This is a genomic window from Methanocella paludicola SANAE, assembly GCF_000011005.1.
In the GTDB taxonomy this organism is placed as follows: domain Archaea; phylum Halobacteriota; class Methanocellia; order Methanocellales; family Methanocellaceae; genus Methanocella; species Methanocella paludicola.
In genome coordinates this window covers 1245742-1268139 of the sequence record NC_013665.1, presented here as the reverse complement: position 1 = coordinate 1268139, position 22398 = coordinate 1245742, and the positions used below count along the sequence as shown (strand labels likewise).

At 55.2% G+C, this 22398-nt stretch carries 17 protein-coding genes; 10 read left to right on the top strand and 7 right to left on the bottom strand.

The genetic code is table 11. The annotated features are described in order from the left end of the window. Positions 1 to 10 precede the first annotated feature (10 nt). The gene (locus MCP_RS06480) at positions 11 to 949 is read left to right on the top strand and encodes a CPBP family intramembrane glutamic endopeptidase (RefSeq protein ID WP_158301454.1); all 939 of its coding nucleotides are present in this window, start codon (positions 11 to 13) and stop codon (positions 947 to 949) included. 30 nt (positions 950 to 979) lie between these two features. Here MCP_RS06480 and MCP_RS06475 read toward each other — a convergent pair whose 3' ends face one another. Both MCP_RS06475 and MCP_RS06470 read right to left on the bottom strand, forming a co-directional pair. After that, positions 980 to 1777: a DUF5667 domain-containing protein gene (locus tag MCP_RS06475; protein ID WP_128859971.1), complete on the bottom strand. Its 798-nt coding sequence runs from the start codon at positions 1775 to 1777 to the stop codon at positions 980 to 982. A 168-nt stretch (positions 1778 to 1945) separates the two neighbouring features. Continuing rightward, positions 1946 to 2776: a helix-turn-helix transcriptional regulator gene (locus MCP_RS06470; protein WP_128567074.1), complete on the bottom strand. Its 831-nt coding sequence runs from the start codon at positions 2774 to 2776 to the stop codon at positions 1946 to 1948. Positions 2777 to 3038: 262 nt separating this feature from the next. Between MCP_RS06470 and MCP_RS06465 the strand changes: the two genes are divergently transcribed. From MCP_RS06465 to MCP_RS06455, 3 genes are all read left to right on the top strand, one after another. Next, positions 3039 to 4031: a hypothetical protein gene (locus MCP_RS06465; protein WP_012900027.1), complete on the top strand. Its 993-nt coding sequence runs from the start codon at positions 3039 to 3041 to the stop codon at positions 4029 to 4031. Between the two features lie 163 nt (positions 4032 to 4194). Beyond that, positions 4195 to 5580 (top strand): PrsW family intramembrane metalloprotease, encoded by a 1386-nt coding sequence (locus MCP_RS06460; RefSeq protein WP_231845184.1) that lies wholly within the window; start codon positions 4195 to 4197, stop codon positions 5578 to 5580. Positions 5581 to 5588: 8 nt separating this feature from the next. Then, positions 5589 to 8027 (top strand): plasma-membrane proton-efflux P-type ATPase, encoded by a 2439-nt coding sequence (locus MCP_RS06455; protein ID WP_012900025.1) that lies wholly within the window; start codon positions 5589 to 5591, stop codon positions 8025 to 8027. 30 nt (positions 8028 to 8057) lie between these two features. Here the strand turns inward: MCP_RS06455 and MCP_RS06450 are convergent, their stop codons facing one another. Next, the gene (locus tag MCP_RS06450; RefSeq protein WP_128859970.1) at positions 8058 to 8237 is read right to left on the bottom strand and encodes a hypothetical protein; all 180 of its coding nucleotides are present in this window, start codon (positions 8235 to 8237) and stop codon (positions 8058 to 8060) included. An 82-nt stretch (positions 8238 to 8319) separates the two neighbouring features. Between MCP_RS06450 and MCP_RS06445 the strand changes: the two genes are divergently transcribed. From MCP_RS06445 to MCP_RS06435, 3 genes are all read left to right on the top strand, one after another. Beyond that, positions 8320 to 8901 carry an HdeD family acid-resistance protein gene (locus MCP_RS06445; protein ID WP_012900023.1) on the top strand — a complete coding sequence of 194 codons (582 nt, stop codon included), beginning with the start codon at positions 8320 to 8322 and terminating at the stop codon, positions 8899 to 8901. Positions 8902 to 9013: 112 nt separating this feature from the next. Continuing rightward, positions 9014 to 9241: a hypothetical protein gene (locus MCP_RS06440; protein WP_012900022.1), complete on the top strand. Its 228-nt coding sequence runs from the start codon at positions 9014 to 9016 to the stop codon at positions 9239 to 9241. A gap of 141 nt (positions 9242 to 9382) precedes the next feature. Continuing rightward, positions 9383 to 10474 (top strand): type II glyceraldehyde-3-phosphate dehydrogenase, encoded by a 1092-nt coding sequence (locus MCP_RS06435; protein ID WP_012900021.1) that lies wholly within the window; start codon positions 9383 to 9385, stop codon positions 10472 to 10474. Positions 10475 to 10516: 42 nt separating this feature from the next. Here the strand turns inward: MCP_RS06435 and MCP_RS06430 are convergent, their stop codons facing one another. The 4 genes from MCP_RS06430 to ppsA all read right to left on the bottom strand — a co-directional run bounded on the left by MCP_RS06430 (position 10517) and on the right by ppsA (position 16238). Then, positions 10517 to 11479 carry an ATP-dependent 6-phosphofructokinase gene (locus MCP_RS06430; RefSeq protein ID WP_012900020.1) on the bottom strand — a complete coding sequence of 321 codons (963 nt, stop codon included), beginning with the start codon at positions 11477 to 11479 and terminating at the stop codon, positions 10517 to 10519. A gap of 134 nt (positions 11480 to 11613) precedes the next feature. Then, positions 11614 to 12825, bottom strand: a complete 1212-nt coding sequence (locus MCP_RS06425; RefSeq protein ID WP_012900019.1) for a phosphoglycerate kinase — start codon at positions 12823 to 12825, stop codon at positions 11614 to 11616. Positions 12826 to 12840: 15 nt separating this feature from the next. Continuing rightward, positions 12841 to 13821, bottom strand: a complete 981-nt coding sequence (locus MCP_RS06420) for a 2-hydroxyacid dehydrogenase (protein ID WP_012900018.1) — start codon at positions 13819 to 13821, stop codon at positions 12841 to 12843. Next, the gene (gene ppsA, locus MCP_RS06415) at positions 13818 to 16238 is read right to left on the bottom strand and encodes a phosphoenolpyruvate synthase (protein WP_012900017.1); all 2421 of its coding nucleotides are present in this window, start codon (positions 16236 to 16238) and stop codon (positions 13818 to 13820) included. The genes MCP_RS06420 and ppsA overlap by 4 nt, the downstream gene beginning before the upstream one ends. A gap of 156 nt (positions 16239 to 16394) precedes the next feature. On the opposite strand from ppsA, the gene MCP_RS06410 reads away from it, so the two are divergent. The 3 genes from MCP_RS06410 to MCP_RS06400 all read left to right on the top strand — a co-directional run bounded on the left by MCP_RS06410 (position 16395) and on the right by MCP_RS06400 (position 22389). Next, positions 16395 to 18551 carry an amylo-alpha-1,6-glucosidase gene (locus MCP_RS06410; RefSeq protein WP_128859969.1) on the top strand — a complete coding sequence of 719 codons (2157 nt, stop codon included), beginning with the start codon at positions 16395 to 16397 and terminating at the stop codon, positions 18549 to 18551. Positions 18552 to 18590: 39 nt separating this feature from the next. After that, positions 18591 to 21026: a plasma-membrane proton-efflux P-type ATPase gene (locus MCP_RS06405; RefSeq protein ID WP_012900015.1), complete on the top strand. Its 2436-nt coding sequence runs from the start codon at positions 18591 to 18593 to the stop codon at positions 21024 to 21026. 136 nt (positions 21027 to 21162) lie between these two features. Beyond that, positions 21163 to 22389, top strand: coding sequence for a 2,3-bisphosphoglycerate-independent phosphoglycerate mutase (locus MCP_RS06400; protein WP_012900014.1), 1227 nt, complete (start codon positions 21163 to 21165; stop codon positions 22387 to 22389). Positions 22390 to 22398 lie beyond the last annotated feature (9 nt).

Here is a 22398-nt window from a genome sequence, read left to right as displayed (position 1 = left end):
TGAAAAATTTATGACAGGTTTGAAGCTCGTCATTTTATTTGTTATCATAATGATAGCTGCTTTTGCCACGAACGCCGCCGTGATCATCGGTATCAATGTTTACTATCATGCGGCCATACAGGACTCGCAGCAGGCAGCCATCGCCATCGCCGCTGCCCTGGGTAATATTTGGGTAACGTTCGCCATCCTTCTGCTGCAGAACGCGGCGTTCATCTTCGTCTCCTGGCTGTTTCTTACGAAGGTCGATAAGATAAAATTCTCGTGGAAGGAGTTCGGGCTGGATATCCGACGGGAAACTCCGAAGCAGATTCTCTCCGGGCTGGGATTTAATTTGTTCTTGACCATCCCGCTATTTGGGATACTTTTGCTCATCGGCGCCGTCTCGTTCGAGGCGTTCGGCATCACTTCATTTAGCCTTACAGCGATCGCATTATCTTTCGTCCTGATGGCCATAGGTACTCTCGCCATCGGATTCGGCGAGGAGATACTATTCCGTGGCTATGTGCAGAACATGCTGACGAAAAAGTACGGTATCCTGTGGGCGCTTCCTATTGCATCGATATTCTTCGTGGCCGTCCACGTGTTACCGAAATTCATTACGGGGAGCGTCGAGCCGCTGTATTTCCTTAGCATCTTCCCCATAGCCCTGATCCTGGGATACCTGTTCTATGCTACAAAATCCCTGTGGGCAAGCGTTGCGTTCCACGCATTCGAGGATTTTATAGTGCTGGCACTCGTGGCTTTTGGGAAGCCGGCTGCCGGCACGGCGCCGCTGGTCATGCTGAGCGCTCCCATAGATATCGTCACCTCAGGCGTGAAACTTGGAAACTGGGGCGATGCCGTAGGGCTTACCATAGGAGCGGCCCTTTTCATAGCCATGGTCTCTTACTTCTCGAATGCTTATCTCTTGAATAAGAAAAGTTCAGGCGACAGCAGAAGCCGGATCTAATAAAAAAAGGCGAGGGATGCCCCTCGCTATCTATTTTTTGCCGTTAGATCCCTGGTGAGGCCCGGGCGACAGGTTCGTCTCGTTATAATTGTTGCTGTAATTGTTGTCCGTGCAGTTGCCAGTGCAATTCAGGCCGTAGTCGAGGCTGTTATTGTAGCTGTAATCGTAGCTGTAGTTGTGCTCGATAGGCTGCCCGGCCCCCTGCTGCTGGTTGCCGTTACCGGCCGGAGTCGATGTGCCCTTGTTCTGTATGCCGGGCGGCACGAAGGTGCTGTCCACGCCATTCTTCGCCTGCCCCGGAGGCGTGAAGATTATGTTGCCGTTATCATTTGTAAATGGCCTGCCGTTCTGGAAACCCATACTGTACTGGAAGGCGTTGTTCCAGCAGTTCCTCGCCTCGGGCGTGCAGGTCGTGTCATTGACCATGTAGGCGAACTGGTTCTGATGCCGGTTAAGCCACTTGCCCACGTTAGCGTACTGGCCTTCGTCCACGTCCGGCCGGTTCATCGTTGCATTAATCTCTCCCAGCTTCTGGGAATATCCGTTAATGGCCGCCTCCATGGCACGGGTATTATTACGCAGGGCCATTCCCTGAGCTTCACATAGCCGCTCCTCCGCGTGGAGCATCTGCTTTTCCAGCTTCATGGTTGAGTTGCCAGCGAGCGACTCGTCGATGTTTTCTATGAAGAGCTTGAGGCCATAGAAAGGCGAGTCCGCTCCCGCCCACCCGTTATACGGAGTAATATCGTCCTGCTGCGCCAGCGATACCGGGGCCATGGCCGCGAGTATCAGAAAGGCGACCGTTAGTGATGTGATCTTTCTCATCATATCCACTTCCATTTTCTTGTTAATAGACTCTTGATCGGCCGCATGTTCGCCGACAATCATATGTTCCCTATAGAATAGATAAGCATACTTGGAATTAGTAGATTAAAAAACGGTATAAAATAGTTCGGTTTATTATTTAAAAATTAAATTTGGAATTAAAAGTAATAATTAATCTTGTTTTTCCTTATTTTCCGCCGTTGACTCATCCGCCTTAGTCGGGCCCGTTTGCGTCAGGATAAGTATGTTTCCCCGGCCCTTTTTGACCTTCCTGAGCAGCCCCGCATCCTCGAGTTCCGAAGCGATCAGGCTGATCTTAACCTCCGAGTAGGGCAGCGCCTTCCTCAGCTCGAGCTGCGTCATGCGGCCGCCGTTCTTCGCGATGGCCGACAGGACGTCTTTGCAATCCTGCCTGAGCACGCGACCGGTCGCGTCCATCGATACCGGGGCAGGCGTTGCGTCAGGGGCAGCCGGCACCGACTCCTGCTGTGGCTCTGGTTTTATGGGACGCCTTTTTTTCATAAGCAGGTATATGCCGCCTGCAGCAAGCAGGATAGCGGTGGCCAGTACGACAATGAACGGTAATAACCAGCCCTGGTTTTCTGTCGTCCCCCCATCCGCGGTCACAGGCAGGCTCTCATTTAGATCTTTGAGTATCGCCAGGTCATCTGCCGGGAAGAGCAGAAGGTCTATCACGAAATCCCCACTGCCGGGGACCGTTATGTTCTCACGGGCGGACAGCGGGCCCGTCGAGGTCCGGGCCTCGGCGATGATGGCGTATTCGCCTCCGGCCATACTGAAGGAATAATTCCCGTCCGTCGTCACTACCTTCTGCACCGGAGTCGTGTTTATTTCGACGACCGCCACGTCGATGGGCTTAAAAGTGGACCAGTCGTAGACCCTGCCATGGATTGTGGAGTCCGCCAGTGCGGACAGCGGCAGTATCGTAATGAACAGCGCCGTGATGAAAAAAATAATAAGTGCAGGCCTTTTCCGGTGCATACCATTTTTTAATAAGGCCATTGAATATATACTATTTCCGGTATATTCGGCCTTTGGAAGAATAAGCTAAAATTGAAGCTTCTAAACTAATAGGAGGCTAAATAAAGCTTTAAATCGGTTCGGGAAAGAAAATAATGCATGCGACATACGGCCCAAATAAACCTTTTTTTATGGATAGTTCGGAGTATTATAAGAATGGTTATAAATTCGATGCCTGTAACTATACGTGATGCCTGCTATGCGGCAGATGGTGTGATAGATCGTGAGAGGCTTAACGGTAACTTTCATATTACTGGCAATAGCGACCATGCTAGTATATGCCGCAGTCCCTGCGCTGGCCAGCAACAACCATACGCCCACCACAGGATACGGCAGCAATATACAGCCAGGCAGCCAGCCAGACGCTCAAAATACGCAGGCTCCCCCGGGCCAGCCGAATGATAACGGTAACCAGTACGGCAGCGGCGGCCCTGAAAATAACGGCCAGGCAGGCTACGGGAATTTATCGCGGATGAACTTCTCAGGCCTCTCCTACGGCGAGTGGCAGAAATGGGCATCGACTTATCGCTCCGGGCCGAAATATAACTATTCTTTTAGCATTTCCGGTGCCGACGGGCTCACCGGTAAAAACGCTTCCATGAATGGCCAGAAGTGGTTCAACGAATCATGGGGAAGCGGCCATTCCGACGTGTCGAAGAAGATCGCCCGGCTGAGGATAACGACGCTGCTCCGTGAGATGGACATGCTCAAGCTGATGGTCAATGGGTCAGGGCTGAGTACGAATGAACAGGCTGCTATTGCCAGGGGGATCGATAGTAATGTCCAGTGGCTAAATAGTATGGACCAGGAGATCCAGGCGGCGAACGATATGAAGTCCCTGGGACAGGCCATCGCGAAGGCCGAGCCTGCCCTGGCAATGATCCGGTCGGAAGTAAAGGCGAATGCCGGGCTCATGGCCTGCAAGAACATGGACGCGCGGATCGAAATAGCGATGAACGTTTCGGACATGATCAACGAGAAAGCCCTGGGCCTTACGGCGGAAGAGAAGGCCTGGTATGCTCAGGAACTGGCTGGCTATGACCAGCATATATATGATGTCTGTCGATACCAGGTAAATGCCAGGGAAGCCTTCGGGAAATATTCTGAGACCAGGGACGATGCTTACTATATAGACGGCTTGAGGCAGATCGAGCTCGCGCAGAACGAGCTTTACCAGGCGTTCGATATTCTTGGAGATATCTTCGATAGGATGTAGCTTTAAAAGCCCGTTGTGGGCAGATTAACTTTTTTATTAGTCGTTATTTTATTTTAGTAATATAATGTAATTATCGAACATGTCTAATCGCTTACCGTTGGTGTTTTCACTCCTGTTAGCACTGGCGCTCACCTCTCTATTGCCGGCGGCCGCACAGCCATCAATGCCTGGTGAACCGGCCATACCTGCCGGCGCTTATACCGGAAGATCCCTCAACGTGCACCTCATCTCTCCGGCAAACTATACTTTCTATGATTTCAAGGCCAATGAAACCCTGACGGTAGCTGTTACCAACCCTACCGGCTCGCGAATGACCGCGTACATCGCGTTATATCGCCATAATAAGTGGAACGTGCTGGGGAAGCTCGGGGAAGTGGGGCCGGGTGAAAACCGGACCTTATCGTACCCGCTTAATTTCTCATACCATGGCAGGACAGCCGAAACGGACCAGTTAGGCATCGCGGCCGGGTTCGATGGTACCTATTCGGGGAATATCATCCATGTCGGCGAAAACTGGGCCCCCTACGAGAACCGTCTCGCTTCGACGCTCTCGTTATTCGGCGTGCCGATGGCGGGCCTGCTTCTCGGGATCCTGGCCATGATCATGGGAAGGGTATTTTCCGTGACGCAGCGCGAGCACATCCGGCATCGAATATTTTTCATCTCCAGGCCTGCCGAGCTGCTGGCCGACGTGATCACCAGCCCCTTATTCTGGCTTTTCGAGCTCGCGTGCGGCGCCGTGCTCGTCGCTATCATATTGTTCTTCACGCTGAGCGACATAAGCCCTGATATCGGATGGCTGATATTCCTGCTGGGCGGCGCCGCGGCGATATTCATGCCGGTCGTATACCTCGTGGCCGCCTGGGCGTTCAAGTACTACCGGCGCCAGACGTTCAGGCTCATGGTATCCATGTTCACCTGGGGCATCATGGCCACGCTCATCGCGTTCCTGATCAATACGGCGTGCACGCTGCTGATAGGCGCCGTCGTCGGTAAGAGCGTCGCGTTCGCCATAGCCGCCGTCCTGGTGGCGCCCGTCACGGAGGAAACATCGAAGGGGACGGGTGTCCTGATCCTCTCGGGCCGGCGGGATTTCGGCGGCCTCCTCGACGGTATACTCTATGGCTTCGCCATCGGCATGGGCTTTGCGTTCATCGAGAACTGGCTGTACTTCGCGGTCAACGCGAACCCGGTGCACGTGGGCGGCGTCATGGAATGGGCGTATGACATGCTGTATCGCTCGCTCCTTGATTCGCTGGGCCATGGCTGCTTCACCGGGGCCACGGGAGCGTTCGTAGGCTACTTTAAAGCCCGCCGGCCCGCCGGAGGATTCGCCGTCAAAGGCTTTCTCCTGGGCCTTCCCGTCGCCATGGTACTGCATTCCTCTTTTAACTTACTCGACGTGATCGGCTCCACGGTCCCCACGGCTTTCGGCATTCCGCTTCCCCTGTTCGACCCGCTGCTCACTCTCGTGATATTTGTATTTTACATCTGCCTGGGCATTTATCTTCAGGCCAGGGAAAAGCATGAGCGGCCGGGAACTGGTTGAGGGATATTATGGGAGGAAGACCGTCGGAAGAGGATATAAGGAAATTGCCGGTGGAAAAGGCCATTCAAGAGCTCGGCGCCCATCCGGATACGGGCCTTGCGCCCGATGAAGTAAAAAAGAGGCTCACCGAATACGGGTACAATGAGGTGCCCGAGAAAAAGAAGAGCCCGCTGATGAGCTTTTTAAAGAGGTTCTGGGGCCTGACGGCCTGGATGCTCGAACTGACTATCCTGATCTCGTATGTCCTGGGCAGGCTCCTGGACCTGGCGGTGATCGCGGCGCTCCTGCTCATAAACGCCATCCTGGGATTTTTCCAGGAACAGCAGGCCGAAAGGGCGGTCGAGGCACTAAAGAAAAAGCTGAGCGTCAAGGCCAGGGTGCTGAGAGGCGGCGCCTGGTCGGTATTGCCGGCGAGGGAACTCGTTCCGGGGGACATCGTCAGGGCCAGGTCGGGCGACTTCGTGCCGGCCGACGTCAAGATCATCGACGGGGATATGGAAGTCGACCAGTCCGCCCTGACAGGCGAATCGCTGCCGGTGGAGAAAAAGTCGGGCGATCTATTATATTCCGGCTCCCTGGTGAGGAAGGGCGAGGCCACGGGTCTCATCGTATCGACGGGGACCCGCACGTACTTCGGGAGGACGGCCCAGCTCGTCCAGGCGGCAAGGCCAAAGCTGTACGTGGAGGAGGTCATCACTAACCTGCTGAAATGGCTGTTAGCCATGGTCATCGCTTTGCTCGCCCTCGCGTTCATCGTCTCGTACTTCAGGGGCGTAAGCCTGTTAGGATTACTGCCCCTGGCGCTTGTTCTGCTGGTCTCGTCGATACCCGTGGCGCTCCCTGCCATGTTCACGGTGACGATGGCGCTGGGCTCGCTGGAGCTGGCAAAAAGGGGCGTGCTGGTGACGAGGCTCAGCGCGTCCCAGGACGCGGCCATGATGGACATATTGTGCGCCGATAAGACGGGGACGATCACGATGAATAAGCTCTCCGTGGCAGAGATGGAAGGCGTGGGCGGATATTCGGCGGACGACGTGGCGTTCTACGGGACGCTAGCCTCGCAGGAGGCGAACCAGGATCCCATAGACCTCGCATTCATCTCGGAAGCACGGCGTAAGGGCCTTAATTTTAACGGGTACGTCCAGAAAAAATTCACGCCCTTCGACCCTTCCACGCGGAGGACTGAGGCGGTCATTGAGAAGGATGGGAAGGAGTTCACGGTGATAAAAGGGGCTGTGCTCACGATAGCCGCCCTCTGCGGCGTCGACCCGGGCGAGATGGCCGGCCTGGAAAAGAAAATAGGCTCGCTGGCGAAAAAGGGCTATAGGGCCATCGTCGTCGCAAAGGGAGGCGAGAAGCAGTGCTTCGAGCTTATCGGGATGGCGGCGCTCTATGACCCGCCCAGGCCGGATTCGGCGAAGCTTATAGAGGAGCTGAGGGGCCTGAGCATATCCACGAAGATGCTCACGGGCGATGCGCTGCCCATCGCGAGGGAGATAGCAAATGAGGTCAAGCTGGGGGGAAAGGTCACAGGGATGGAAGACCTGAAAAAAATGGAGAGCATCGACCCGGATAAGGCTGAAGAGATCATCGAGGGCAGCGATGGCTTTGCCGGCGTCTATCCCGAGGATAAGTACCTTATCGTCAAGGCATTGCAGTCAAAAAAACACGTGGTGGGGATGACCGGCGACGGCGTGAACGACGCCCCGGCGCTGAAGCAGGCGGAGGTCGGCATCGCCGTGAGCAGCGCCACGGACGTGGCCAAAGGCGCCGCCAGCGTTGTCCTCACGAAGGAGGGACTGCCGGAGATCGTGAGCCTGGTCAGGACCGGGCGCAGTATCCACCAGCGGATAGTCACCTGGATCCTGAATAAGATCGTCAAGACATTTGAGATCGTGCTCTTCGTCGTCCTGGCCTACCTGGTGACCGGGGTGTACGTGGTGGGAGCCTTCGAGATCGTGCTGCTGCTCTTCCTCATCGATTTCGTGACCATATCCATCGCGACGGACAACGCCCGCCCCTCCCTGAAGCCGGAGACCTGGGATATGAGGGCGCTCGTCAAGGTCGCCATCTTACTGGGCGTCTTCATGGTCATGGAATCGTTCGGTATGCTGTATATCGCCATGAATTACTTCAGGCTAACCGACGCGACGGGGCTGCGCACGCTCACGTTCTGCATGCTCATCTTCGGGGGCATGTTCACGATCTTCGTGGTGAGGGAGAGGAGCTACTTCTGGAGGTCGATGCCGAGTAAAACGCTTCTGCTGGCCATCGGCGGCAACATGCTCGTCACGTCGGCGATCGCGATAGCAGGGATCCCCGGCCTCATACCGATACCGGCGGCTTATGTGCTGATCGCATGGGCCTGGTATTTCATATTCGCCCTGCTGGTGAACGACTTTGTAAAGGTGCGCATCTTACCGTATCTTGAAGCCTTAAAAATATAATGGTTAAAAGCTCATAGCTACCTTCGCCGCTCACTCTTTCCGGCATGCTATGGCATGCAGTAACAAGTGGATAGCCCCTGCGATCATTGCGCTACATACGGCCATAACGCCGAAGAAGACCATCGCGGCGACTAGCTTCTTCCTGTGCGCCATGGCACCGGCGCACATCGGGCATCCGCATCCTTCATGGTGTCCTATGTGACCTGTCATTTCGTCCTCCTGATCATTCAACCCGCCCATTTAGGTTAAATATATTTATAAAATTATTACGATATTATTATGTGGTGTTATTGTGGCAGAAAGTGTATCTGGTAGTGAAAATCTTGGCATCGGACTATGGAGCGCTCACTGGCTGAACTTCCTGTTGCGCGGGCTGATAGCCCTGGGCTTCGGGCTCATCCTGTTGTTCTTTCCGGGCCTGACCCTTTTGACATTCATAATGCTCTTCGCAGTCTTCGCATTCGTGGTCGGGGTCTTACTTTTACTCGAGGCGGTCTCGATCAGGGACGGACGGTGGTGGCTGAGGATAATAGAGGGCGTCATCGGCATAGCGGCGGCCGCGGCGGTCATCCTGTGGCCGGGGCTGACCCTGCTGACGTTCGCGCTCATCGTCGCGTTCTACTTCCTGCTCACGGGCGTTCTGGACGTCATCGTGGCAGTGGAGACGCATAAGAGGGTACACGGCGAGTGGCTTCTCATCGCCGGCGGCATACTTGCGGGCATGGTTGGAGTCATATTGCTGATATATCCCATAGCAGGCCTCGTCACGCTCATCCAGGTCGTGGGCATATTCAGCATCGCCTTCGGCCTCATCATGGTATTGCTGGCGATAAAGCTGAAGCTGACGGGCCCGAGAGCGCCGGCGGCCGCGTAAGACCTTCCTGGCCGGATGGATAAAATAAAGAGGAAGGCCATACTCGCAAATGATGCGATAATCGTATTAAACTTATAATAATATTCAAGTCAATAGAACATGGGGGATTCTCATGGCTGACGATTTTGATTACCAGGGATTTATGAGCAGCTTTGGGGGAGCATTTTTTGGAGCGATCATAGGGGCCATTATCGGCATATTGATCCTCGTTGCCTTGAATTTACTGAACGCTGGCATCGGTAATGTGGCGAAACTGGCAATAATTGGGGCATGTACTATTGTAGGTATGGTGTTGTTAGCAATTCACGAATTTAAAAAACATGCTAAGGAACACGCATAACCGTTTTGCTCCAACCATTTTAGATTCCAGTTTATCCCGGCGAACATGGCCGAATTTATTAAAATGAGCGGGAAATTAGGGCACTAAATTGGCATATTTTTATTATTTTATTTTCTTATTTATTCTAGCAGGGTGATTTTAATGGCTGATAAGGTCAAGGTAGCGCTCAATGGTTATGGCACTATCGGTAAGCGCGTCGCCGACGCCGTCGCGCTCCAGGACGATATGGCGCTGGTGGGGATCGCTAAGACTAAGCCCGATTATGAGGCTTTTGTGGCGGCGGGGAAGGGGTATGATATCTATGCGGTGGATCCCGTGAAGGCGGAGTCTAAATTCAAGGCCGCGGGCATACCCATGGCCGGCTCAAGCAAGGATATGATAAAGAAGGCCGATATCGTGGTGGATGCCGCGCCGAGCGGGATCGGCGCAGAGAATAAAAAGATCTACGATAAGATGGGCAAGCCCGCGATATTCCAGGGCGGCGAGAAGCATGAAATGACTGGTACTTCCTTTAATGCGGCGGCCAATTATGACGAGGCCATCGGCAAGGATTTCGTCCGCGTCGTATCGTGTAACACTTCGGCGCTTTGCCGGCTCGTCTATGCCATAGACACGGCTTTTGGCATCAAGAACGCCCTGGTGACGCTCGTGCGCAGGGGCGGCGACCCGGATGATATCAAGCGCGGCCCGATCAACGCGATCGTGCCCGACCCGATAACATTGCCGTCGCACCACGGCCCGGACGTCCAGACGGTGCTTCCGCACATCAGGATATCGACCGCGGCCCTGAAGGTGCCGACCACGCTCATGCACACGCACTCCGTGCACTTCAGCGTGGATGGCACGCCAACACGGGACCAGGTGCTCAATGCGCTGAAGAAGTGGCGCCGCCTGTGGCTTATCCCCGGCTGGTTTAATATCAAGTCCACGGGGGACATCATGGAGATGGGCAGGGTCCTGGGAAGGCCGAAGGGCGACATGATGGAGAACTGCATCTACGAGGACTCGGTGTCCGCGGACGGGGACAGTATCGAGCTGTTCCAGGCGGTCCACCAGGAGTCGGACGTCATCCCGGAGAACATCGACTGCATACGGGCAATGATGGGCATGGAGAAGGACAAAAAGAAGTCGATGGACAGGACCGACAGATCGCTCGGCATCGGGGATTTCAAGCCATGGAAGGTCGCGCCGCCATCGAAAGCCGGCAAGGTCTCCGTCGAGCTTCCAATGTAATGATATTGCCCCATATTTTTTAAAGTGGCATTTTTAGCGTACTCATGTCGCCAGCATACGGGCGAGGTCCAAAAGGCTTAAATCCAGGGGCTTTTTATTTCTGACCGACTCTTCTAGGCTTATTGTCGTGACTTTGCCGTTCTGCAGCACGATAATGCTATTTATCCGCTCTTCCAGCAACAGCTCTACAGCCTTATCGCCGAACGCACCGGCCAGGTATCGGCTGCGGGCCGTTGGATTGCCTCCCCGCTGGGCATAGCCCAGAACGCTAAGCCGGGATTCGATGCCGGTAAGCTTTTCGACGTCCCGCGAAAGCTCGCGGGTATCCCCGATCCCCTCTGCGGCCACGATGATACCGGACTTTTTCCCCTTTTGCACATTTTGCTTCACAGTCCCGACGACGTCGTCGATGGTGAACTTAACCTCAGGGACGAGGATCGTTTCCGCTCCCGAGGCTAAGCCGACCGCCAGCGCGATGAACCCCCGCGTCCGTCCCATGACCTCGACGACGAAGACCCTATCCATGGAAGCCGCCGTATCGCGGATCTTGTCGATCTCGGCGACCGCCGTGTTCACGGCCGTGTCGAAGCCGATCGTCTCGTCGTTCCCGTACACGTCGTTATCGATGGTGGCCGGGACACCGGCTATCCTGATATCCGTTTCTTTGCTCAACGCCTGCGCCCCGTTGAAAGAGCCGTCACCGCCGATGACGACCAGCCCGTCGATTCGGTTGAAAGCGAGAGTCTCCGCGGACTTTTGAAGCCCGTCTTTGGTCCAGAACTCCAGACATCTCGACGTATGGAGTATCGTGCCCCCGAACTGCAGTATCCCGCTGACTGACCTCGGGCTCAGTAGCCTGCATTTATTATTGATCAGGCCTTCCCAGCCCCTTTCGAAGCCCACGATTTCGAGGTCTTTCGTATGGGCGGCCCTGACCACTGCCCGAATTGCCGCATTCATTCCCGGAGCGTCGCCGCCGCTTGTAACAATGCCTATCCGCTTCACTTTTTACCCAAATATTGCTTTGCGACCGGCCACATAAAGCTTCATCATATATACCGCGATTTTATGCTCTGACATTAGACTAATTACTGCCTTTTAAGCCATAAAAAGCCATTTAAAAAATAGAGATGCCGGGCTTATCCTGTGCGAGCCAGGATCCGCCCGGAAGCCTCCGCCAGCGCCGTCACGCCGGGAAGCGGCTTACCCGAAAGGAACTCCAGTGTGGCCCCGCCCCCGGTCGAAATATGGGTGATTTTGTCCGCCAGCCCGAGCGAGTTCACGGCCTCGGTCGTAGAGCCGCCCCCAACTACCGTGACAGCATCGAGGTTTGATATTGCCGTGGCGATCTCCCTGGTCCCCTTCGAAAATTCAGGCACTTCGAACACGCCCATGGGGCCGTTCCAAAAAACGGTTTTGCATTTCTTCAGTTCCCGAATATAGTTTGAGATCGTCTGCGGGCCGATATCCGCGATGGCCCACCCGTCAGGTATGTCGCTCACGGCCACCGTTCGGGCCGGAGTGCTGCCATCGAGAGTTTCACTTATGACCACGTCGATGGGCAGGAACAGCCCGACATCCAGGGACCGGGCTTTTTCCGACAGGTCCCGTACATATTGAAGCTTATCGTCCTCTACGAGCGATTTTCCTGTGCGGTAGCCTTCGCTTTTTAAAAACGTCGCAGCCATGCCGCCGCCGAGTAAAAACATGCTCACCCGGGTTACGATATTGTCAAGTACTTCCAGCTTATCGCTTACTTTCGCTCCGCCAATTACCGCGGCAAAAGGCTTCGCAGGGTTTTCGAGGAGCTTTCCCAGTATGTTGAGCTCCTTTTCCATCAGGAATCCGGCCACGGAAGGGAGATAATCCGTTATTCCCACGACCGAAGCGTGGGCACGATGGCTGGCGCTGAACGCGTCGTTGACGTATATGTCCGCCAGGCGTGCCAGGGCACGGGCAAAGCCCGGATCGTTTTTCTCCTCGCCAGGGTAGAACCGCAGGTTCTCCAAAAGCACTATGTCGCCATCGCGCATTGCAGACACGGCCTTTTCAACGGCAGGGCCTGTGCACTCTCTCAGCGATTCCACCGGCTTGCCGAGCAGCTCGGACAACCGCCTGGCTACGGGCGCCAGCCTTAGCGACTCGACTATCTTTCCCTTTGGCCTGTCCAGATGGGAGCACAGGATGACCCTGGCACGTTTATCGACCAGGTGCCGGATGGTAGGCAGGCACACTCGAATGCGCGTATCGTCTCTGATATCCCCGTTCTCGCCCATCGGCACGTTAAAATCTACCCGGACTAGAACTTTTTTTGAGGTAACATCGACATCTTTCACTGTTTTTATCGTCATTTCGATCACCCGATGTCAGGCAAGGCCCTCCTCGGCCTTTTTGGCGAGCACGGCCTGGTTCACCACGTTCTGGGGCCTGCCTTTGACGAACATCTCCACGTTCTCCATCGTTACCCTGGTACACTCATCGATGGACTCCTTAGAAAGGAAGGCTATATGGGGCGTGAGCACCACGTTATCAAGCTTAAGCAGGGGGCTATCCATGGGCAGGGGCTCCGTCTCGAAGACGTCCAGCCCGGCCCCGGCGATCCTCTTTTCACGGAGGGCCTCGACGAGCGCCTTTTCGTCCACGATCTTTCCCCGGGCCGTGTTGATCAGGATGGCCGTCGGCTTCATCCTGGCGAGCTGCGCCGCGCCTATCATGTGCTCCGTCTCGGGGGTGAGGGGCACGTGCAGGCTGACGACGTCCGACTCGGCTAGCAGCGTATCGAGGCTCACGAACTTCACGCCCAGCGCGCGGGCCCTCTCCGGGTCGGGATGGGCGGTGACCGAGAGCACGCTCATGTTGAAGCCGTGGGCGATCTGTACCACCCTCCGGCCGATGCTGCCCAGCCCGATAACTCCCAGCGTCTTGCCCATGAGCTCTTCTCCAACGTAGCGCCTCCAGTCGAACAGGCCCCTGCGCAGGTTCAGGTCGGCCTTATCGACCTTCCTGAGCAGGTTCAGGGCCAGGGCGAAGGCGAACTCGGCGACCGTATCGAAGGCGTAGTTGTGCACGTTGGACACCACCACGCCTCTCGCCGTCGCTGCGGCCAGGTCCACGTTATCGTAGCCGGTCTGCCAGAGGGCGATCATCTTAAGGCCGGGAGCCCGACGGATCGATTCGCCCGAGAAGCCATACCTCCCGGCTATTACTATCTCCGCGTCCTTTATTCGGCTCACGAAGTCCTCGTCCGAGGTGGGCACGCTATCGTAAGCCCGGAGATCGCCCAGGGCCTCCAGCCGGCGCCGGTATTCATCGGTGAGGTATATCGGCTCGGATATGACGATCTTCAAGGTATCACCTTCGTCTCAAGCTTTTTCTCGACGTCAAGGACTCTCCTGGTGATGCCCATCACCGCATCCGGGATCAGGGATATGGAGCTTATCCCCTCTCGCACGAGGAACTCGGCGTACTCGGGATAATCGCTCGGCGCCTCGCCGTCGAGGGCGCTATGCTTTTTATTCCTCCTTGCGCCCCGGATAGCCCTCGAGACCGCGTCCATGACGGCGGGGTCACGCTCGTCGAACTCGGAGGCGAGTATTTCCGAGTCACGGTCTACGCCCAGCACGAGCTGAGTGAGGTCGTTGGAGCCGATGGAGATGCCGTCCACGTACTCGCAGAACCCGTCAACCAGTATTACGTTGCTCGGGATCTCGCACATCATGAAGACCTCCAGCCCGTTCTCGCCCCTTTTGAGCCCGTTCTTCGCCATCTCCTCCTGGACCTTCTTCATCTCATCGATCCTGCGGCAGAACGGTATCTTGGCTATGATATTTGTCAGCCCCATGACCTCCCTCGCCCTTTTCAGGGCCGCGCACTCCAGGGCGAAGCCTTCTTTGTAGCGGTCGTTGTAATAGCGTGCCGCGCCCCGGAAGCCCAGCATGGGATTATTCTCGCGGACCTCGAAGTACTCCCCTCCTATGAGACTTGCGTACTCGTTGGACTTGAAGTCGCTGAAGCGCACGATGACCGGCTTCGGGTAGAAAGCGGCGGCGATGGTCCCTATGCCCTGGGAGAGCTTATCCACGAAATAATCCTTTTTATTATCGTAGCCATAGGTCAGCTCGTCGATCTTCTTCATCACAGCCTCGTCCTTGACCCTCTCAGGGTGTATCAGGGCCATCGGATGTATCTTGATGTAGTTGCCGATGATGAACTCCAGGCGGGCCAGCCCGCAGCCGTCGTTGGGGATCGCGGAGACGGCAAAGGCCTCATCCGGGTTGCCCAGGTTTATCCGGATCTGGGTTTTGGGCCTTTTCAGGCCCTTCAGGCTGACCTTTTCCACGTGGTAGGGCAGCTTACCCTCGTATACGAAGCCTTTCTCGCACTCTGCGCAGCACACGGTCACCTCCTGGCCTGTACGGACCTTCTCCGTGGCATCGTCCGTGCCCACGACGGCCGGTATGCCAAACTCGCGGCTGACGATGGCCGCATGGCTTGTCCGGCCTCCTGTGTTGGTCACGATGGCCGAGGCGATCTTCATGGCCGGCTCCCAGTCGGGGGTAGTCGTATGCGATACGAGCACTTCGCCCTTCTGGAGGGATGAAAGCTGAGAAACGTCCTTGATCACGCGTGCCCTGCCAGCGCCTATCTTCTCCCCCACGCTCATTCCGGTGACCAGTACAGGCCCCTTCTTCTCCAGGTGATACGTCTCCAGAATATCCCGGGGCTTCTGCGACTCCACGGTCTCGGGCCGGGCCTGGACGATGAAGAGCTCGTTCAGGATCCCGTCTTTCGCCCACTCGATGTCCATGGGCATCTCCTTTGCCGCTTTTTGGGAGTAGTGGTCTTCGATGGCCATGGCATACTTAGCGAGGGCCAGCACTTCGTCATCCGAGAGGCAGAACCTCCTCCGCTCATCCTCGGGCACTTCGACGTTCACGGTCTGGCCCTTCACCTTCTCGGCGTATATCATCTTGATCTTTTTATCGCCTAGATCCTTTTTAATGATGGGCTTGTAGCCCGTTTTCAAAGTAGGCTTGAACACGTAGAACTCGTCCGGATTTACGGCCCCCTTGACGATGTTCTCTCCTAGGCCATAGGAGCCGGTGACTAAAACCACGTTCCTGAAGCCCGTCTCGGTGTCCAGGGTGAATATGACCCCGCTGCACGCCTTATCCGACCTCACCATTTTCATGATCCCTATGGAAAGGGCGACTTTGAAATGGTCGAAATGGTTATCGATGCGGTAGGATATGGCCCGGTCGGTGAAGAGCGAGGCGTAGCACTTGAGGCAGGCTTCTTGTAGCTGGTCGTAGCCTCGCACGTTCAAGTACGACTCCATCTGGCCGGCGAACGATGTCGTGGGCAGGTCCTCAGCAGTGGCTGAACTTCGCACAGCCACGTCAGTTTCCGGGCCGTATTGCTCACAAAGCTTATCATAGGAGGCTTTTATAGCCTCCCACAGGTCGTCCGGCAACCTGGCGTTCAGGATCAACTGCTGGGCGTTAAGGCTTCGCTCTACCAGGTCCTTCACGTTCGATTTATCCAGGCCCGCCAGGATTTCCTTAAGGTCCTCCAGGATGCCCGCCGAATTGACGAAATGCCAGTAGGCCGCGGAGGTCGCGGCAAAACCGTTGGGCACCTTGATGCCCTCCGGCGATAGCTCCCGGTACATCTCTCCCAGGGAAGCGTTCTTACCGCCGACCCGGGGCACGTCTTCCATCCCTATCTCGTTAAACCAGAGTATATAGCTTTTATTTTCATTCATGAGATCCCCCGACCATGGTAAAATCCGGCAGTTTAGCAGCCGTATGATAATCCAGTATGCCCTTGCACGTATCTGCGTTAAACCTAGCTACACACGGATGATTATATCCAGATTTGAATTAAATTATTTATGTATTTATATAATTTTAATATATATATGGAAAAATTGGGAGCAGGACATACCAGATCCATCAACATAATCAATGCCCGCGTCATCAGGGAGAATGACCTTTCTCTCGTAACATTACCGAATGGCGACATACCGATGAAAGACAATTTCGGGTATGGGCTTTATTATCACGACTGCAGGTTCCTCAGCGGCTATACCCTGACGATCAACGGCAAATACCTGACGGAGATATTAATCGGCGCCCAGAGCGGCTTCGACTCGATCGTCATTTTGACGAACCCGGACATGGAGGACAATAACGGTAATTACATCAACAAAGAAACGCTCAGCATAGGACGGGATATCGCAATACCCGGATGCGTCGTTGAAACAATTACGATAAGAAATTTTAATATGGCCAAAGTGGCGCTTGACCTGACGCTGAATTTTAAGTCCGACTTTAACGATATTTTCACGATAAGGGGATTGACGGAGGGCGTCGACGGGAAAATATTGCCGATAAGATACGATGCGGGCGATCATACCCTGTATATCCCCTACATGGGTAAAGACGGGCATTTCCGCACCACAAAAATAGAGTTCGATCCGCCTCCCTCGAAGGTGGAAAAAGGTTCATGCACCTTTTCCGTCCGCCTGGACCCGAGGGGCGTTCAAAAAATAATGCTGGCGATCTTTGCCCAGGACCTGCCGCCGGGTAAACCGGCGGTCGAGCCGCGGATGCTGGGCACGAAGGAGACGCTGGAGGGCATTGAAAAATCATATCACGTCCCATACAGGAGGCATTTTGATTTCCTGACCGACAATAATCTTTTCAATAAGATCATACTGAGATCGCTTTCGGACCTCCGGATGCTATACATGAGCCTGGATGGGAGTAAATTCCATTCGGCGGGTGTACCCTGGTATGACGCGCTGTTCGGCAGGGATTGCATCCTCGCCGCCATTCAGATCATGCCGTATCATTCCGGGTCCGCGCCCGGCACTATAAAATTACTCGCCGGGTATCAAGGCCGGGCATACGATGATTGGCGCGATGAAGAGCCCGGCAAGATACTCCATGAATTGAGGCTAGGCGAGAAAGCCAATCTCAACAAAATACCCCAGACGCCTTACTATGGAACGGTTGACGCGACCCCGCTTTTTTTGATATTACTGGCCGAGTACGTGGACTGGACGGGCAACCTGAAATTACTGGAGAAGATAATGCCCAACATTGACGCCGCCATCGCCTGGATCGATCGGTATTCCCGGCGCGATGGCTCGGAATTTACGTCATATCTGCCGAGGTCAGCGAGAGGCCTCTCCAACCAGGGGTGGAAGGACTCCTGGGACGCGGTCATGCATTCGGACGGCACTCTGGCAAAGCCTCCGGTCGCCCTCGCGGAGGTCCAGGGCTACGTGTATATGGCCAAAAAGCGTTTGGCTATGCTTTACGACAGGATGGGCAGGGGAGGTGATGGGGAAAAGCTAAGAAAAGATGCGGAGAGGCTAAAGAGAGCGTTTAACGATAGGTTCTGGATGGACGATAAGAAATTTTTTGCCATGGCGCTTGACGACCTCGGCGTCTGCAACGTGATCTCCTCTAATCCCGGACATTGCCTCTGGTCAGGGATCGTGGATGAAAAATACGCCAAATTTCTCGCCGACAGGCTGTTTGAGCCGGACATGTATAGCGGGTGGGGCATTCGCACGCTCTCTTCGAACGAGCTACGGTATAACCCGCTGGGCTATCACATCGGTACCGTGTGGCCGCATGACAACTCGATCATAGCCATGGGGCTTCATAAATATGGCTTCTATGACAGGCTATCGGATCTTTTTACCGGTATGTACGATGCCGCCAGCGTTTTTCCATTATACCGGCTGCCGGAATTGTTTAGCGGATTCGAGAGGGGCAAATACAACATACCCGTAAAATATCCCGTGGCGTGCAGCCCCCAGGCATGGTCGGCCGGCACGATCCCCTACATGCTCATCGCTGCCCTGGGGTTAACCCCGGATGCACTAAATAAACGATTGACGCTGGTAAAACCTCATCTCCCCCCATGGCTGAACAATATAAAGATCACAGACCTCAGGGTGGGCAGCGCATCCGTGAACATGGAATTCAGGAGAGAAGAAAGCGGCACTCTGGTCAACGTGGTAAAAAAGTATGGCGATCTGGACGTGTTTATCGAATACTAAGGCATGTCGAGACGATGAACATAAGAAAGAGAGGCTTTAATGGATAAACAGATCATAGATCTGAAAGAGGTAAAAAAGCTATCGGCCGATGATCTCTTTAAGGTATTTACGACCGGTGGCAATGGCCTATCCGGTATGGAGGCGGAAAGGCGGCTCCAGGCATATGGCCCGAACCAGATCATCGAAAAAAAGAAGAACCCTATCATTAAATTTTTATTGAACTTTTGGGGGCCGATACAGTGGATGATCGAGGCGGCGGCCATCATATCCCTCGTCATCGGGCGCCTGGAGGATTTCGCCATCATCGTGACGCTGCTTCTCATAAACGTGCTCGTAAAATTTTTCCAGGAAAACAAGGCAAGCAATGCCATCGAGCTCCTCAAGCGGAAGCTTTCGCCATCCGCCAGGGTAAAAAGGGATGGTAAATGGCTGGAGGTCAATGCCCGGGAACTCGTCCCGGGTGATGTCATCAGGATACGGCTCGGCGACATCATACCGGCCGACGTTAAGCTTATCGAAGGCCGCTACATGGAGGTCGACCAGGCGGTGTTGACGGGAGAGTCATTGCCCGTCGAAAAGCACGCCGGCGACGTCGGCTATTCGGGGGCGATCGTGCGAAAAGGCGAGATGGATGCGCTCGTGGTGGCCACCGGGATGGACACCTATTTCGGCAAGACCGCCAGGCTCGCGGAAAAGATCGGCGCGCCAAGCCACTTCCAGAAGGCCGTCGTCAAGATCGGCGATTACCTTATCATGGTCACGCTGCTTCTCGTGTTGCTCGTGAGCATCGTCGAAGTATTACGCGGCCATGATGTCCTGTCGATCCTGGAGTTCGCGCTGGTGCTGACCATCGCCGGCGTGCCCGTCGCATTACCCGCCGTGCTGTCCGTCACGATGGCCGTGGGGGCCATGGCGCTGGCGAAAAAGGAGGCGATCGTCAGCAAGCTCGTAGCCATCGAGGAAATGGCGGGCATGGACATCCTGTGCGCCGATAAGACGGGGACTATCACGCAAAACCTGATCAGCGTGGCCGGCGTTGCCCCATTCGGCAGCCACGACGAAAAGAACGCGATACTATATGCAGCCCTGGCCTCGAGGGAGGAGGATAAGGACCCTATCGACCTGGCCATCATTAAAAAAACGAGGGAAAGTAAAGAGCTGGACGTGGCCACATCGCTATATGCCGTCTCGGATTTCCTGCCGTTCGACCCCGTCTCGAAGCGAACGGAAGCCAGAGTGGCAAAGGGCGGAGTAGCGTTTAGAGTGACCAAGGGCGCCCCTCAGATGATCGTCGCCTTATGCGGCGACAATACTAAAGCCTGGGCGGCAGAGCATACGGAGGAGTTTGCCAGAAAAGGATATCGTACGCTGGGCGTCGCGAAGTCGGGCGACGAGGGGCAATGGGATTTCGTCGGCCTTATCTCACTGCACGACCCTCCCCGCGAGGACTCAAAGGATACCATTGATACGGCCAGGTCAATGGGCCTGGACGTAAAGATGATCACGGGGGACCACGTGGACATCGCCAAAGAGATCGCCCGGGAGGTCGGCATGGGGACGAATATCCAGCCCCAGACCGCCATCGTCGACACCCCGGATGAAAAGGCGGCGGACATCGTCGAGAAGGCTGATGGCTTTGCGGAAGTGTTCCCCGAGCACAAGTATCGCATCGTGGGCCTGCTGCAGAAAAGAGGCCATATCGTCGGCATGACCGGGGACGGCGTGAACGACGTCCCTGCGCTACAGAAGGCCGACGCGGGCATCGCCGTGGCGGGGGCGACGGACGCGGCCAAATCCGCCGCCAGCATCGTCCTCACCCTTCCCGGCATATCCGTCATCATCGACTCCATCAAGGAGAGCCGTAAGATATTCCGGCGGATGATCAGCTATTCCATATACCGGATGGGCGAGACTATACGCCTCGTATTCTTCGTCACCGCCTCGATCATCATATTCAATTTTTATCCCATAACGGCGCTCATGGTCGTGCTCCTCGCGCTCCTGAACGATTTTCCCATCATGGCGATCTCCTATGATAACGTCTTATACTCTAAAAAGCCTGAGCGATGGAACATGCGGACCCTGCTGGGCGTGTCCACGGCGCTTGGGCTCTTCGGCGTCCTGGCCTCATTCAGCCTGCTATACATCGGGCTTAATATATTCCACCTTAACCATGATGTTCTGCAGTCGTTCATTTATCTCAAGCTCTCGGTGGCAGGGCATCTATTCTTATTCGTGGCCAGGACAAGGGGGCCGTTCTGGTCAGTGAAGCCGTCGCCGATCCTTTTGATCGCTGTTATCCTCACGCAGCTGACCGCTACGATAATCACGGTGTATGGCATTTTGCTACCGGCGATGGGATGGGGCCTTGCCTTATTTGTATGGGGATATGCGTTTATATGGTTCCTTACGACGGACGTTTTAAAGCTATTGATATACAGTGTACTAGAAAAAGAAAAGGTAACGTTAATGTAATTATGGCAAGGTCTACAAAGAATCTAATTAAGCCGGACTTCATTTAATTTATCCATACCTTATAGAAAATTCCGTATATTTAGACACTTTAAGATTTATTTATCCGGGGGATATGTTAATTGGTTTTATGTCGGATATGCCAGCTATCGCTAACAAGATACTACTCATTGTCCTCGATGGGGGCTCCGACAGGCCTGTGAACGGCACGACGCCTCTTGCCAGCGCCGATAAGCCCGGCCTCGACGCGCTGGCCAACGGCGGGATAAACGGCATCATGGACACCGTCGACATCGGCGTACGCCCGGGGTCGGACGTATCCCACCTGGCCCTCCTCGGGTATGACCCATATAAGTATTATACGGGCAGGGGGCCTTTCGAGGCCGCCGGCGTGGGGATCGACGTAAAAAAGGGCGACGTCGCTTTCAGATGCGACTTCGCCACGGTGGAGGATGGCACCGTGAAGGACAGGCGGGCCGGCAGGATACAGGATACGGACGCACTGGCAGCGGCAATCTCCGAGAAGGTGAAGGTGCCGGGCGTGGATATAATTTTTAAAAGGTCAACGGGGCACAGGGCAGCGCTCGTATTGAGGGGTAAAGGCCTATCGCCCGATATCACCGATACCGACCCCCATAGGGATGGCCTTCGGCTCAAAGAGTGTCGCGCTACGGCCGATACTCCGGAAGCAAAGCATACCGCAGGCGTCGTGAACAGTATATCAGAACAGGCCATGGGCGTCCTCGGAGACCATCCCCTGAACGTGGATAGAAAAAAACAGAGGCTTCTGCCGGCTAACGCCATCCTGTTAAGGGGTGCCGGCGGCGTGCCAGAAATGCCGGACTTTTACGGTAAATATGATATGAAAGGGGCGGTGATCGCCTCCGCCGGGCTGATCATCGGCGTCGGTAAGCTCTGCGGCATGGAATGCCTGACCGTCGGCGAAATGGGAGCCGGGCTGTCGGGCGCGACGGAGCGCGCCAAGGTCGAGAAGGCTATCGCCGCGCTGGGGACGCATGACTTCGTCCTGGTGAACATCAAAGGGGCGGACGAGGCCGGGCATGACGGCGACTTCGCGAAAAAGAAGAAATTTTTTGAGGAGATGGACCCGGCCTTCCAGAGCCTGCTGCACCTGCAGAGAGTGCTGGTCATCGTGACCGCCGACCATAGCACGCCCGTCCTCGTTAAACGCCATACTGCCGACCCGGTGCCGATCGTGATCCACGGGCCGGGGGTCAGAATTGACGATGTGAGCCGCTTTAACGAGCTTATCGCGTACCAGGGCGGGCTCCACCGGCTCAAAGGCCTGGACGTCATGCCCATCGCCCTGGACCTGCTCGATAAGGAGGAAAAGTACGGGGCATAACGGCATAAG